A 16,628-nucleotide genomic window follows, 5' to 3' on the forward strand; every position below is an offset into this window, starting at 1 on the left:
GTCTTCAACAGCTATGCTGAAGACAATGCATCAGCCTAGCTGACGACAATAACGAACAAGGAATTGGAAATGTCCTCTGCATTCTACGACCAAATCAAACAACAAATTGAAGAAGTAAAGGCGGAAGGTCTTTACAAATCAGAGCGTGTTATCACTTCTCAACAGCAAGCGGCAGTGAAAATCGCCAGTGGTGAGGAAGTATTGAACTTCTGCGCCAACAACTATCTTGGCCTGGCGAATCATCCTGATCTAATTGAAGCTGGTAAAGAGGGCATGGATGTGCACGGCTTTGGTATGGCATCGGTGCGCTTTATCTGTGGTACTCAAGACATCCATAAAGAACTCGAACAAAAGCTGTCTAAGTTCTTGGGTAAAGAAGACACTATCCTTTACACCTCTTGCTTCGATGCTAACGCGGGACTGTTTGAAACCATTCTCGGCAAAGAAGATGCGATCATTTCTGATGCACTGAATCATGCTTCAATCATTGACGGTGTGCGTCTGTGTAAAGCGATGCGTTTCCGTTACGCAAACAACAACATGCAAGAGCTAGAGCAGCAACTTATCGCTGCAAAAGAGGCGGGTGCGCGCCATATTCTCATCGTTACGGATGGCGTATTCTCAATGGACGGCGTAGTCGCTAACCTTCCTGCCATCTGTGACCTTGCTGACAAGTACGGCGCGTTGACTATGGTCGATGACTCGCACGCGGTTGGCTTTATGGGCAAAACCGGTGCAGGTACGCACGAGTATCACGATGTTGTCGACCGTATCGACATCATCACAGGTACCCTAGGCAAAGCAATGGGCGGCGCTTCTGGCGGCTACACCTCTGGCAAAGCAGAAGTGATCGACTGGCTGCGTCAACGCTCGCGTCCATACCTATTTTCTAACTCAGTGGCGCCAGCAATCGTGAATGCGTCCATCCGCGTTCTTGACCTACTTGAAGAGAGCGGCGACCTGCGCGACCGTCTATGGGAAAACGCGGCACATTTCCGCACACGTATGGAAGCGGCGGGTTTTACTATGGGCGGCGCTGACCACGCTATTATCCCAATCATGCTGGGTGATGCAAAAGTCGCGGCTGAGTTTGCTGAACGCGCGCTAGAAAAAGGCATCTACGTTATCGGCTTCTCTTTCCCTGTGGTACCAAAAGGTCAGGCTCGTATTCGTACCCAAATGTCAGCGGCACATTCTCGTGAGCAACTCGATCGCGCTATCGATGCCTTTATTGAAGTGGGCCTTGACATGGAGATCATCAAATAATGAAAATCAAAGCACTCTCAAAATTGAAGCCTGAAGAAGGCATTTGGATGACTGAAGTCGACAAGCCTGAGCTTGGTCACAACGACATCCTGATCAAAATTAAGAAAACCGCGATTTGTGGTACTGACGTTCATATCTACAACTGGGATGAGTGGTCGCAAAAGACCATTCCTGTACCTATGGTTGTTGGCCACGAGTATGTGGGTGAAGTCGTCGGTATTGGTCAAGAAGTGCGTGGTTTTGAAATCGGTGACCGCGTGTCAGGCGAAGGGCACATTACCTGTGGCCACTGTCGTAACTGTCGTGGCGGCCGTACTCACTTGTGTCGCAACACAGTCGGCGTGGGCGTCAACCGTGAAGGGGCATTTGCCGAATACCTAGTGATCCCAGCCTTCAACGCGTTTAAGATCCCTGAGGGGATCTCTGACGATCTAGCCTCCATTTTTGACCCGTTCGGTAACGCGGTACACACAGCGTTATCGTTCGACCTAGTCGGTGAAGATGTCCTGATCACAGGTGCTGGTCCTATCGGTATTATGGCCGCGGCAGTGGCGAAACACGTTGGCGCGCGTCACGTGGTGATTACTGATGTCAACGAATACCGACTAGACCTGGCTCGTAAGATGGGTGTCACTCGCGCAGTCAATGTTGCTGAGCAGAAACTTGAAGACGTGATGGGTGAGCTTGGTATGACGGAAGGCTTTGATGTGGGTCTTGAGATGTCTGGCGTACCTTCAGCATTTAACTCAATGCTACAGACAATGAACCACGGTGGTCGTATTGCGCTACTCGGTATTCCACCATCAGACATGGGCATCGATTGGAACCAGGTTATCTTCAAAGGCTTGGTCATCAAAGGTATTTACGGACGTGAAATGTTCGAGACTTGGTACAAGATGGCAAGCTTGATTCAGTCTGGCTTAGATCTATCGCCAATCATAACTCACCATTACAAGATTGACGACTTCCAACAAGGCTTTGACGTTATGCGTAGCGGCCAGTCTGGTAAAGTTATTCTTGATTGGGAGTAATCCCCAACAGCATAAAGAAAGTGTTTATAGCCGAGCTCAACGCTCGGCTTTTTACTGTTAATTGTTACTTTTTTTTTGTGCGACTTGTGCATATTGACGAAGTAGAGCGGTCAGAGTCGTGACCCATTCCAACGCGTTCTGTGGTGGCTGCTTGAGTAGCACCTCAACATGATTACAGTGGGTTTCAAGCGCAATGGCTTGTTCTAAGTGAAAAGAGACCGCGTAGAAATGCCACAGCAATAAGCGTTGCATGCGTAGGATGTTTTGCTGCTTGTTCTCTGATTCTGAAAACAGTGCGGGAAGTTCGCTCAGCGCAATCGCACTCATGCGCAACATGGCATCAAATTGCGCTTCTTGCTGCTTATCTGGTGAGGTGACCTCATCACTATCAAACGTAAACAGCTCTGACATCGATTCCTCTGGAACCAGACGATGAATCATGCGTAAGCTCAGTTCTTCAAGCTCTTCTCGGCGCATCGAAGATAGGGCATCGTAAGTATAATCAAGTGACATAATCGCTCTCAGGCAAGAAATTTAGCTGGGTATTCTAGCGTGGTGGCGACAAATTACCAGTTGCCCCTCAGCCAGAGTGTTAGAAACGGCAAACCCCGCACATTGGCGGGGTTTGTGTGTGGGTTTAGCCTAGACGTTATTAGTGTGCCAGCCTGTTCTGATGAGCACGTTAAGTATTACCTAACTAAAACTAGAAGCTATTGATAATTACGCCAGTAAATCGGCTAAAAAAACGCTCGATTTTTATGTCACTGTGATCTCTGTCCAAAATATTTATCGCGCTAACTCCATATAAGTAAACACTAATTTAAACCAGTGACCTTTATTGCCTACTTAATTTGCTCGCTTTTGAACGTTTATTGTGCGCTTGAACGTTTGCGTGAAAATATGTGATGAAAGTCTCATTTGGGGCGCTATACTTTCCGCCCGGTTGAGAATCACAGCTCTACCAATACAAGCCGTCACACGGAATGGTGAATGACCCCACGGACCGGACCAGCTGCTAATTCAATGCTTGTAGAGGTAATCTTTAATGAATGTTTTATTTGGTTTAATCGGAATCGCGGTTCTGCTGCTTTGTGCTGTTTTGTTGTCAGAAAGTCGTGGTGCGATTAATTGGAAAACCGTGTCGCGCGCGTTACTGCTTCAAGTCGCGTTTGCCGCATTAGTGCTCTATTTCCCATGGGGGCAAGCGGCGCTAACCAGTTTGAGTGGTGGCGTCTCAAGTTTGCTCGGGTTTGCCGACGAAGGGATCGCATTTCTCTTTGGCGATCTTGCCAACAGCGGTTTCATTTTCGCGGTTCGCGTTCTTCCTATCATCATCTTTTTCAGTGCTCTCATTTCCGCCCTTTACTACTTGGGCATAATGCAAAAAGTCATCGCGTTTATCGGCGGTGCCATCCAGAAATTTTTGGGAACCAGCAAAGCGGAGTCTTTGGTGGCAACGGGTAACATATTCCTCTCGCAAGGTGAATCACCACTGCTAGTTCGTCCTTTCCTTTCGCGTATGACACGCTCTGAACTGTTTGCGGTGATGGCTGGTGGTATGGCCTCCGTTGCGGGGAGCGTATTAGGTGGCTATGCGGGCTTAGGTGTAGAGCTGAAATATTTGATTGCGGCGAGTTTCATGGCGGCTCCGGGCAGTTTGATGATGGCAAAAATCATTGTTCCCGAGCGCGACACGCCTATCGATCAGTCCGATATCGAAATGGACAAAGCGCAAGAGAGCAATGTGATCGATGCGTTGGCAAGCGGTGCCATGAATGGCATGAAGGTGGCGGTCGCTGTAGGTACTATGCTCATCGCTTTCGTTAGCGTGATTGCTATGGTCAATACAGGGCTAGAAACTCTTGGCGAAGCTGTGGGCTTTGGTGGCATCACCCTTCAAGCACTATTTGGTTATCTGTTTGCCCCACTTGCTTGGGTGATTGGTGTACCCGCCAACGAGGTGTTGATGGCCGGCTCCTACATCGGCCAAAAGATAGTCTTGAATGAATTTGTGGCCTTTATCGACTTTGTCGAACACAAAGCACTATTGTCTGAACATACTCAAGTGATTGTAACCTTCGCCTTATGTGGATTCGCCAATATTGGTTCAATCGCAATTCAACTAGGGTCAATCGGTGTTATTGCGCCAGATCGACGCTCTGAAGTGGCCAATCTCGGCATTAAAGCGGTCCTTGCCGGTACGTTAGCCAACCTAATGAGCGCTTGTCTGGCCGGCATCTTTATCTTGCTTTAATTCAACTGCGCCATGACTAAACAAAAAGCCCGAATAGAAAATTATTCGGGCTTAGTATGGTTTGCCGAGCAAGTGGTGCGCAAAACCGAGAAAGAAGACCAACCGACAGGCTACCAATCGATGCGCGCCAAACTGACGGCCACGGTGATTGTTTTGCACGGTGCCGCACTGATTGCGTAAGACGGTTTAGTTGTTACACCGCCGTCTATAACTGATGTAAATGTGACTTTGGCAGAAAAACAGTGTTAACTTCCCAGTAACTCAATCGCATTTAGCTGATATCTCATTAAAAATCATATACATTTGACTGTATATGTTATGTAGTGAGTATCGCTATGAAAAGGACTTTGCTACTCATCACCCATCTGATGAGTTTAGCGATAGGCTTTGCGCTCGGAGTGTACGCCTTGCCTATTGTTATTCAACCGCCTTCACCGGATGTCGACGACGTTCAGCGTATTACCGACCACGCCCTATACACCGGTACTTTCCAGCGCGATCGCAGAGATAGTGACTTGCTGCACTGGGGCGAAGGCTCGCTGTCGATAAGCGAAGATCATGTCGCTTTTATCGGTGAGCTTGCTCCTGGGCCCGATTACCGCCTCTATTTTTCTCCTACTTTTATCGAAACTGAGAAAGACTTTACTGCTATTAAACATCAAATGGTTGAAGTGGGAGAGGTGAAAACATTTGATCGGTTTATGCTGGTATTACCCCAGAATTTTCCACTCGAAAATTACAACACTGTGGTGGTTTGGTGTGAAACATTCGGTCAGTTTATTACTTCGGCGCGCTACCGATAGGTCAACAACGGCTCAACACTGATTCGCTAATGTTTTTATTGGGCTTGTTACAATTAGATACATTTTGCAGTCTTCGGATACAGTCTGACAAAGCAATGACATTTTTAGAGTGCTGAAACTAATAATGCGTAGCTTCCTCCACCTTTCGCCAGATTACGTATCGTGTGCAGATGATTATTGCTCATAGGATTACAACGTTTTGTTAAAGCAACTTTTCTCTTACTTCTCAACCTGGATAACTGTTTTGACAGCCTTCTCGGTATTTGCTGTGTCTGCAGCGGATATCGAAGTAACGGTGAGTCCTGTTAGTGCTAACTATCAAAACTCGCAGACGATCGATTATCAAGTCTTGATTAAAAATACCTCCGCCAAAACGTTGCGAGGTATTACAGTCAGTGATCCCATTTGGCAGACTAAAGTGGAAAGCGAATCGGGCAGCGTAAACGCATTCAGCGCTTTATCCATTGGAGCATCGAGCAGTTGGGGTTCAAAACCTGGTGTTTTTAGCAGTGTTGATGCCGATCTTAATGTTGAAAATGCGGTTTTGTTTCCATATGGCCACATTGTCTATCAAGTGCAGGCAAACGTCAGTAGTGAGGCTATTGGGGAGATTGTCCTCGATAAGACTACCGTCCGAGCGGATATCGATGGTGATGGCAGTTCGGAAGTCTTCGTACCAACAACGCCAAGCATTTTTACCCCAGTCCCGTATCAATATGAATTAGACCTGTCGGTTGATAAAAGTGAGTATCAGGTTGGTGCTCAGCTCACCTATACCTTGACGGTAACCAATACCGGCAGCTACCAAGTACAAGGGCTTGATATCAGTCAGGCGTTTCAGTCGTTAGCGGTAGAAAATGTGACTGGCTCTGCGTCCTCCCCATTTAGCAATGTCACCATTAGCGGCAAAAAAACCGGTAGTGACAGCGAACTGGGCAGCTTTGCCGCTAGTGGTGATCTAGAAGTTAGCGATGCGAAAGTGGCAGTAGGCGGCAAACTTACCTACACGATATCAACCACGGTGGCTGATAACTTGGTTGGTGATATTGTCACTTCAGCGACTGCTCATACTAAAGATGGTGACATCGAAACTCCTCAGAGAACGACGCCTCCCGCACAGCCTATTGTGAGCATTGAGCACACGCTCAACAAAACTTCGCCATATCTAGTTGGTTCTGAACGTCTCTTTACTGTTGAAGTCAGTAACACGGGTCAGGGCATTGCTTATGGTTACCATGTTAAGCACAACATCAATGAACTGATTTCAGACTTGGGCTTAGGTAATAACCTTAAGCCGGAACATAACAGTAGCGACCTTTCGGGTAATCCATTCGCTTACTGGAGTATTGAGGTGGCTGATATCGGCGCTAACTCTCAATCGAGCTACAAAGACTTAGGCTCGCAAACAGATGTGGATTTTGATGACCAGGTTTCAATTTTTCCTAATGAGTCGATTACTTACCAGATCAAAGCCAACATATCGCCTGTCGCTATTGGTGAAGTTAAAGGCGCCAATGCAGCCATTTTTAGCGCTGCTGGGGATTTAGAGCAAGATGCTCAAATCAGCAACATTTTTGGTGCAGAGCGTACGCTTAACGTCACCGACGCGGAAATCAAAATTGTAAAAACCACCAAAGAGTCTGAGTACATTCCGGGCAATACGGTTGAGTACGAGATTAAGGTGTCTAACTCCTCATCCAAATATTTTGCTAACAACCTACAAGTGGTCGATGACTTAACCTGTGTCCAAACTGATATGGCGGCAGGCGCGGGGCAGGGGCAAGCATTTAAGCGCTGGAAGCTGGAGCCGGTTAGTGCTGAAGATGATTTGGGCACCGATCACGGCCAGTACAGCTATGGCACTTGGACTACCTCTCCAGTGACAGTGTCACCAGACATTGCGCCAGGTAAGTTTGTTAGCTACAAACTCACCGCGGAAGTAAACGAGTCGAGTGTCGGGTTAATTGTTGATGACAATCCAGCGTGTAGCGATAACGTCACTGAAGAGGGCTCTGGTGTTCAGATGCCTGAAGATAACCTGCGCGCGAGTAAAGATGTTGACTCACGTTACTACTCTTCCGGTGATGTGCTCACTTACACTATTCGTGTCGATAACGATGGGGATGGCTTTGCTGACCAAGTCCATGTTGAAGATGCTATCGATACGCTTGAGACGGTTGATATCTACGGTACAACAATCAAAGCCTTTGATAGTTGGACCATTACGGCGCAAGCCTTCAAACAAAATGGCTCGCCTTCAACCGCATCAGACACAGGTATCAGTGGTAGCATCAATAGCCCTGATATTCTCGATGTCGACGCGACTATCGAACCCCATGGTTACATCATCTATACCATTGAAGCCAAGACAAATCCGTTGGCAAACGGTCATATCCAGAATAGCGTAACGGTGGATGACTCTGTCTATGCTGACAGAGGGTCAGATCCGCGTGATTTCAGTATCAATTTGATCAAAGAGGTCAAAACCAACAATGACGCTAACTTCCATTCAGAGCGAACCAGTTACTCGAAAACCGATAACGAGATTACCTACCGTTTACGTCTGATAAACGCAAAGGGAAATGGCTACGCGACCAATGTAAAAGTCAAAGACGCTATCTCGTCAATTGAGGCTGGGATACTAGAGCCCGATAATGTAACCAAGAAAGTTTTCTCTTCCTGGACGATTAGCGCCGACATCATCTCGGACAACCCGCTGCTGAACGGTAACAGCGCATATACTGATGTCGGGACATTTGAAGATAACAAAGATCTTGATACGGTTGCTCAGATCGCACCCAACGTTGAAGTGGTTTACACCATTACTGCGCAGATTGACCGCAGCAATGGCGATGAAATCATCTATAAGCGAATTGATAATAGCGCGGTGATTGAAACCCCGGATTCCGATTCACAGTCTGGTATGCAGGACGCGGCGGTTGTTTATCCGAAAGCGCCCAATGTGGTGGTGGTGAAGACAACCAAAGAGAATGAGTTCGTGCCCGGCCAGTGGGTCGAGTTCGATGTAACGGTATACAACCGTGGTGCAGGCTACGCGAACGAAGTGAAAGTCAGCGACGACATAGCGGGCATGGATGCTTTCTCGGATTGGACCATTAAAGCCAGTACCGACAGTAACAACGCGCCTTTCAAAACGGGTAGCTATCCAGATGTTAAGTCAAACTACCCAGACAATGGCAATATAGACACACGAATTGATATCGATCCTCAAACTACGCAAGGTGTAGGCTATGTCAGCTATACCATTCGCGGTTTGGTAAAGAATGACTATAAAAGGGAAGAAATTTCCAACACGGTAGAGATTCACGACCCGGTTAATAACCTTGATCAATCAGCGACAGCTGAAATCGGCGACAGCGGTGACGCTAAGCTGAACGTTTCTATCCTCAAAACGGCGGATGTGACTCGCTTTACGCCTGGCGAAGATGTTACCTATTTCATCTATCTGCAAAACAACAGTGAAAACAATGCGGACAACTTAAAATTGGTTGACCCGCTAAAAGAGATCAAGTCGGTTCTTGCTAACCAAAAGAACAATCAGTTTGAAGACTATGAAGACCAGTCTCCGTTTGAATACTGGCAGTTCGACTATGGTGACGGCGCGGGTTGGCAGGCTCAAACCAATGAAGACTTGGTCTATCCACCAGGAGGTGTTAACGAATCATTTTCTCTTGATGCGGGAGAAACGCGAACCGTTAAGATCAAAGCTCGTGTAAAGGACAATGTCATTGGTTCACGTAATGGTGTAGGGGTCTTAGAACCTATCATTGCGAACGATGCCTATATTTTCCGTGATTACAAACAGGTAACGGAAGAGTCACACGTTTCTCATCATGAAATGGAGCGAGTAGACAGTGGTGGCACGACGACTCGTGAATTGCTGGTAAATGGTAAGGAGAGTGCCTTTTATGCACCGGGTGATACGTTAACTTACAAAGTTAAAGTGAGCTCAAATACAGGTTACTTTAACAACCATCGAATCGCTGAAAATATCAAGGGTATTAGCGTTCTGCTGCTCGATGGTACCAATGCTAATCCGTTTAATGACATCTTCTCTGTTGCTGTAGAAAAAGAAGACAGCGATGGCGGCGACGGTACGACTGACGGTACTTTAGATGGTGTCGTCAAGGATAACGAAAACATAACCACAACGATTGACGTCGCGGGTGGAGACTATGTGCTATACACCGTAGAGGGTGTAGTCCGTGATGATGCGGTTGGTGACATCACGATTGGCGGTATCACGGTTGAGCCATACGATTATCACTTAACCTTTACCAAAACCGTAGAGCAGAAAAACTATCAACCAGATTCAGAGCTGACTTACCACCTAACGATCAAGAATGACGGTAAGGGGGGCGCTTACGATATTCCGGTAGTCGATACACTTTCGACGATCAAAGTGGGTTTGATTGATGGTAGTGAAGGGTTAGCTTTCCCAAATGGCTGGACGATTGAACCTAAAGTGCTTGGTGGCAATCCAAATGCTGAAGTTGATCTCGACAAGACGATTGCTGATAACCAAGACATAAATACTCACGCCTCAATTCCGCCGGGCGAGACCATTGAATATATCGTCCGAGCAAAGGTAAACCCGAACGCGGTTGGCAACATTGTTAACTTGCTTAAGGTCGATGGCGATACCGTGAGTGCCGAGTCTAAAGCGGATACTGAGAAATACGAGTTCGAGAAACATGTTAGCAAAATATACGATGTTGATGGCACCACTGAACTGACTGGCGGTTACACTCCGGGCGGCTACATCGAGTACCAAATCTTGCTTAACAACAAGAACAACGTCCACCTCAAGGATGTGCCGATCTTTGATGATATCGCGGGTATCACCACAGAGTACTTTGACGGATCGACAGGTCGTGCCTTTACTCAGTGGACCATCAAAACCGATGTCGACAAATCAACTCTCTCGGATGCGGGAAGTGTGACGAATAACGCTAACATCGATACTGAATTTGATTTGGCGGGCAGTACGTTTGATCCGGACGGAACATTTGTTAGATACACCATCAAAGCTAAGATCTCGGAAAAAGCGGTTGGCTCAATCCAGAACACCGCTAAGGTAAATAACAAGCATAATCTTCCTTCTGAAAGGGTAGATATGCTGGCTCCAGATGTGAAAAAGCTGCACAAAGCATACACAGATGCGAGTTATGCGGCACAGAAAACGACTTATAACCACACACCAGATGGTCAGAAGGTTGTCTACCATTTGCGTCTCGACAACAAAGGCAAAGGCACAGAGTATGACGCGAGTCTGACTGAGAGCTTCAGTAAGCTGAAATCGAAGTTAGCACAGATCGCAGCAGGCCAACCCGATAACCAACAAGGTGTGGTCTATCAACCTGCGAGTTGGATAGTAACAGTTGAGACATCAACTGAAGAAGTGACCGATATTGGATCGTTCATTGGTGGCAGCGATGTGGATATCGACATTGCGAAGCTATCGATTGCTCCGGGTGGTTGGATTGATATCAAAGTTGAATCACAAATCCGTGATGATGCGATGACCGCGGTCACCATTACGCCTAAATATAACGGGTCTGGATTTGGTAAGTCGCAAATCAAGCCAGAAACCTCAAGTCTGGAGGTGAGTAAAGAGATCATTTCAATTGGTGGCAGACCCTACTCGAACGGCGATACTTACAAGCCTGGCGAAGAAGTCATCTACCACTTCACGGTAACCAATACTCAACCTGTTTGGCGTGATAACGCCGTGTTACGTGACATGCTGTCGAACATCACGGTAGAAGTGTTAGGTGGCGGCGTTACTCAGGCGCTGAACGATACACAAATAACTCACACCATAACGAATGGTATAGACAGCGATGTCGACACTTATCTACCGTCTTATGACGCCAACGGTGATTTAGATATTGTTGCCGATATTGCGCCGGGTGAAGAGATCAAGTTCGTCATTAAAGGCACTATTCGACCTGACGCACTCGGTGTTATCGATGCTAACCAGGCAACGGCTGGCAACAATGAAGTCACCACGCCAGAAATCCCGCCAGTGGCGCCAGATCTCGTATTCGAGAAACTGGTTACCAATACGACGGCGGATGGTGGTAGCTGTCGCTTCCCATCGGATAGTGGTAGTGGCTGTGAATACAACCCTGCTGGCCAGGTGAGCTACACAATTACGGTTGAGAACCGTGGTGAAGGTATCGCTAATGACGTTGCTATTATCGACAAGCTGAATGCTATCAACACCTCAACAGGTGCTAAGGCGTTCAGCGGCTTATCAACCACGATTCTTGAACAGCCAAGCAGTGACCGATTCTCAATCTCGGGTAATTACGCGGGTAACAAACCGCTTGATGCGACATTCGACTTGATGCCAGGTGACAAAGTGGTGTTTGGTTTGTTGGGTACAGTGGATGCTGACGCAACGGGCACCATTACCAATGTTGCTAAAGTTGATGGACAGGATTCGAACTCGATTGTGCTGGGACAGGGCGAAGCGGATATTATCGCTGCTAAGTCAACAGACACCCCAAGTTACACGCCGGGTAGTGAAGTACGTTATACCATGTATATCGCCAACCGAGCTGACTCGAATGCTGATGTACGGGTTGAAGATGAAGTTTCTAAGTTCATGGTCGAGACGGCTGACGGCTCGATGCAAACAGCATTGCAATCTTGGTCGACGACAGCAACCTTCGTATCGAATGTAACGGCGGTGCACAATGATGCCAGTGCGATTCAAACCACCGGTGATATTGATGCGATAGTAAAATTAGGCGCGGCAGGCTCAGAGCCGACGGTGCTGAAAATTGAAGTGGTTGGCAAAGTCAGAGATGATGCGGTTGGCAAGTTTGGTAACACCTTGTATGTCAACAATAAGCAATACGACCTGCAACAACATTTCATCTATCCAGAGCTAGGGGCACTGAAAGTAACCAAGCAAGCGTCATTGTCTCCAGCCGTTTACGCACCGGGTGATTCAATCGGCTTTGATATTGTGATTGAAAACACTGGTGCGGGTTACCTGCAAAACGTCAAAGTAGAAGATATTGCGTCGACTATTCGCGCTGATGTAGTAGATAGCCTACTCACCGGATCTGTATTCGATTCGTGGGACAAAGCAGCAAGCTCGATGACAATTGTTGATCCTACAGCAAGCAAAACGGCGGTGATTTCGCAAACTGACTTTGACGCACCTGATGGCTTTAGTGGTGAGTTTAACTTAGCGCCAGGGTCACAGATCCAACTTCACCTAGAAGGGACGGTGAACAGTAACGTGATTGGAGCGATTACTAACCGTGTAAACGTCACCGCAGACAATGTTGAACCTTCTAGTGATGAAGCAACATACTTGCCTCTTGATGCGGAAGTGACGGTTTCTAAGAGCGTCGATAAGAGCGTTTATCAAGCGCAAGACACCTTAACTTACACGATTGTCTTGACCAATACGCAACGCGTTTGGGCGACCGACGTGAAGGTTGTTGATTTGGTTGACCGCATCAGTGCCGAAACCATCTATGGCAGCACGATTTCAGTGTTCGACCCTGCAACAATTGAAATCAGTGGGGTATCAGCCAACGGAACGACAAACTTGCCCGCGCTATCGGCTAACTTCATTGAACACAGTGTCGATATTGAGCCGCAAGACGTTGTCACTATTACCATTAAAGGTCAGCTTAAGCCTGAAATTATTGGTGAAGTGCGAAATCTGGTGACCGTCGAGTACGATGGCAAAACACTAGAAGATGATGCCGTTAGCACACCGCTTGTTCCGTCTATAGAAGTGACTAAAGAACCATTCGACCCACTCTACACTCCGGGAACAGTGAATGGTTTTGAAATCAAAATCGTCAACAAGGATGCGGCATTCGCTAATGATATTGTGTTAGAAGACCTCATCTCTGCTGTAATGGTGTCGACTGCAGATGGCGTTGACCGACAGGCGTTTAGTCGCTGGACGGTTGACTATTCGGCCAACGACCCGATGACTTCCGTCGACATTTCAACCTATGGCTGGAATAGCGATATCAACACCAACATCGATTTGGCTCCGAATGATACCGTGATTTTCACTATCCACGGTGAGGTGGATGCCAAAGCCATTGGCGAAATCGTTAACAGAGCGAAAGTGACATACGATGGCAAAGAGTTCGAGCCAAGCGCGACCATTAAGCCTAAGCCCGCGGATATTACCTTAACGAAAACGGCCGACCGCGAGTTTTATCAGGCCGGGCAGAGCGCTCAGTTTGTCGTGACGGTGAGCAATGATGGTGAAGGCTTTGCTAATGATGTGGAAATCAAAGATATCATCAGCGATGTACTGGTTACCCTGGTTGATGGTACTAACGGGACCGCATTTGAAAGCTGGACAATTAAGACCGAGTTTAGTGATGTCAGTTCTTCCTTGTCATCTACGCCAAGTGGTCGTAACCCAGACATTGATACCTTGGCTGATATTGCGCCAAACAGCTCGGTGACCTTTACCATTGATGGCACAGTGAATCGTTATGCGACAACGGATATTATCAACCAGGCGAGTGTCGACTTTGCTGGTCAACCAACCTTAGCTGCTCAGGCGATCATCAAGCATCGACCGGTTTCATTGACCCTCGAAAAGTATGTTGGCGAAACTGGCACGGATACCGAGATGACTTATGAGCCGGGTAAAGAGTCAGTGTTCCGAGTTATTGTTGCCAACCAGAACGAAGCGTTTGTTGCTGGTATCCAAGTTAAGGATTTACTCGCTTCCATGACGGTAGACACGGTCAACGGTGCCAAAGAAGCCGCATTCTCTACTTGGAATATAGAAGTTAAAAAAGGGAGCGACCTGACTCAGATCGCTCCGGATCCAAGCGGCAGCAACAAAGAGGTAGACGCTACTGTAGATCTGGCACCTAACGACACCTTAGAGCTTGTGATCACAGGCAAGGTCAATGAGTTTGCTAACGGTCAAATCGACAACAAAGCGACCATGGTGATCAACAACAGTGGCCGTCCTCAGCGGTCTAGCGCGGTGGCAACTCTGCTTCCTGAGCCTGACAACGTCGTCATTAGCGAATCTGCTGATAACCCGATTTACACCGCAGGTCAGCAAGCGACCTTCCGTATTAATCTGTTTAACGACAGTAAAGGTTTCGCCAACGATATTATCCTGCGAAATTCCATCTCAGGAATGAAGGTTCCAACAAGGCCAGATATCGCAAGCGGTAACCGTGAAGTCGTTGGTGCCTTTACCGATTGGACAATTAGCGCAACCAGTAATGACCCGCGCACCAATATTAACGTCGGCACCTTGTCAGCTAATGATGACATAAACATTGCCGGTGACATTGCGCCTGGTGACACGGTGGAGATCGCGATAACGGGTACGACAGACTCGCGCGCAATGGGTGAGATTGTTAACACCACGCATAAGATTGACGAAGCGCAGTCAGCAACGGCGACGACGCGAAATGCTTCAGTGGAAACCGTCAGTGCGATGATCACGCCACAGGCCGTTAGCTTTGCTATAGATAAAACTACGGATAAAGGTGATAACGCTGAGTACACAAACGACGACTCAGAGCTGACTTACATTCTGCGTGTGAGTAATGAGGGCTCGGCAACCATCACTGGCGCGCAAATGGTTGATGAAATCACTAAGCTGGTGGGGGCTAACGGCAATGCCTTGTTCACAACCTGGAAAGGCACTATCGAAGAGTGGCCAAGTGGTCAGAAAAAAGCTGAGTTTACTGATAAAGATCTGATGTTGCCTGACGGTGCACTTTCGCTCGATCTGCTGCCATATATGGGTAACGGTTACGAAATTAAGATTACTGGCCAGCTGAACAAAGGGCTTGATGACGATATTACCAACACCTTCACCGTGACTGATCCTGCGACGGGAATCAGTGGTTCGGACGATGTGACTATTCACGTCAAGAAATTTGCCGATAACGAAGGTGATCTCGTTGTTGCTAAACAAGCGCTGAAAACAGAGGCTCAAGTAGGTGATGTGGTTGAATATGAAGTGACCATCGTCAACAACAACGAGTCAGAATTTAAGAATGTTAAGCTGGTTGACCGCTACCCGTCCGGTTTTGCCTATGTTCCGGGCTCAACCGAGATAACCAATAGTGGTCCGGACGGTCAGTTTGATACCAACGATGACGTAATCAGTACTGATGATCCAGCAGTCACCAACTCTCTAACCTTTAACGTTGGTGACATGCTTGCCTATGGTGGGGCAGAGAAGACGATTACCGAGCAAGTACGCATCCGCTACCTACTACGTGTTACTGTCGGCGCGACTTTTGGTAAATATGTCAACTCAGCGGTAGTGATGGCGCCACCGGAAGGGCAGGCATTAGGAGCGCTGGAAGAGAAGTCCAACACAGCCACAGCAACCGTTGAGGTAATGCCTGATAAGGTGTTCGATACCGCCTCCATTATAGGTAAGGTGTTTGAAGACCATAACAGAGATGGTTTCCAGGCGGATGCGACGGCGTTCGACGTTGACATTAATGTGGATATTGATGACCGAGATTACATCGCGGGTACGACCACCATTCAATATCAAGGGACTGAAAAGCATTTGCAAGACACCGAGCATAACAAGGGCCAGCATTCGGCTAAAGTTTATGGCATCGAGATAATGAACCCTGGTCAATACCAGTACAACTACACCACAGGCACCTATACGCCGAAATCAACAGTAGTGAAAGACTCGGCACTGGTGGCAGGTTACCGAGTAGATAAGCTATTCGGCCTATCGAATAACCGTACCTTGCCACACAGCAATAAAGTGGTATTTCAGTTCGAAACGCGCACTGATCAGGGCTTTGATTTCAGCATCGTAACCAAGTCGGGCACCCGAATTGTGTTTGATAAGCAAGAGCTCCGCTCGACGCAATACATTGGCGACCGAGAGCAAGGTTTGTCGGCGGAGAATCTCAATGTAACTCGACATCTCTATAAGGATGGCGATCACTACCTTTGGGAGATCGTTATTGAGAACAAGGGGATTTACGAAGACGGTGTGCCTGGTGTTCGCTTGCTTACGGTTGAGGGAATTGTGATTGAAACCGATGAGTATGGCCGTTATCACGTGCCCGATCAGTGGGTATTAGATAAGAAGGGACAAAACTTCTTGATTAAGGTAGATACCGACTCTTTACCGACAGGGATGAAAGTCATTAGTGAGAACCCACGTGTGCAGAGAATATCACCGAACAAACTGACAAAGTTCAATTTCAGTGTGGCGGTAGAGGATGAAGATTAATCGTGAACAAC

At 47.5% G+C, this 16,628-nt stretch carries 7 protein-coding genes; 6 read left to right on the top strand and 1 reads right to left on the bottom strand.

Features of this window, described 5'->3' with window-relative positions; all coding sequences use genetic code 11:
• Positions 1-69 precede the first annotated feature (69 nt).
• Entirely contained in the window at positions 70-1,266 is a 1,197-nt protein-coding gene (locus MTO69_RS18660; RefSeq protein ID WP_248334911.1) for a glycine C-acetyltransferase, read from the top strand.
• On the top strand, positions 1,266-2,297 hold the full coding sequence (gene tdh / locus MTO69_RS18665; protein ID WP_248334912.1) for an L-threonine 3-dehydrogenase: 1,032 nt from the start codon (positions 1,266-1,268) through the stop codon (positions 2,295-2,297). Before MTO69_RS18660 ends, tdh begins: the two co-directional genes overlap by 1 nt.
• 57 nt (positions 2,298-2,354) lie before the next feature.
• On the opposite strand, the gene MTO69_RS18670 is transcribed toward tdh, so the two are convergent.
• The gene (locus tag MTO69_RS18670) at positions 2,355-2,810 is read right to left on the bottom strand and encodes an exoribonuclease R (protein ID WP_248334913.1); all 456 of its coding nucleotides are present in this window, start codon (positions 2,808-2,810) and stop codon (positions 2,355-2,357) included.
• A 532-nt stretch (positions 2,811-3,342) separates the two neighbouring features.
• On the opposite strand from MTO69_RS18670, the gene MTO69_RS18675 reads away from it, so the two are divergent.
• The 4 genes from MTO69_RS18675 (at position 3,343) to MTO69_RS18690 (ending at position 16,617) form a co-directional block, all read left to right on the top strand.
• Entirely contained in the window at positions 3,343-4,551 is a 1,209-nt protein-coding gene (locus MTO69_RS18675) for a NupC/NupG family nucleoside CNT transporter (RefSeq protein ID WP_248334914.1), read from the top strand.
• A gap of 12 nt (positions 4,552-4,563) precedes the next feature.
• Positions 4,564-4,731, top strand: a complete 168-nt coding sequence (locus MTO69_RS18680; RefSeq protein WP_248334915.1) for a hypothetical protein — start codon at positions 4,564-4,566, stop codon at positions 4,729-4,731.
• Between the two features lie 155 nt (positions 4,732-4,886).
• Entirely contained in the window at positions 4,887-5,354 is a 468-nt protein-coding gene (locus tag MTO69_RS18685; protein ID WP_248334916.1) for a DM13 domain-containing protein, read from the top strand.
• Between the two features lie 268 nt (positions 5,355-5,622).
• Entirely contained in the window at positions 5,623-16,617 is a 10,995-nt protein-coding gene (locus MTO69_RS18690; protein WP_432715666.1) for a DUF11 domain-containing protein, read from the top strand.
• Positions 16,618-16,628: the final 11 nt, after the last annotated feature.

Source organism: Vibrio sinaloensis, from assembly GCF_023195835.1.
Lineage (GTDB): Bacteria > Pseudomonadota > Gammaproteobacteria > Enterobacterales > Vibrionaceae > Vibrio > Vibrio sinaloensis_C.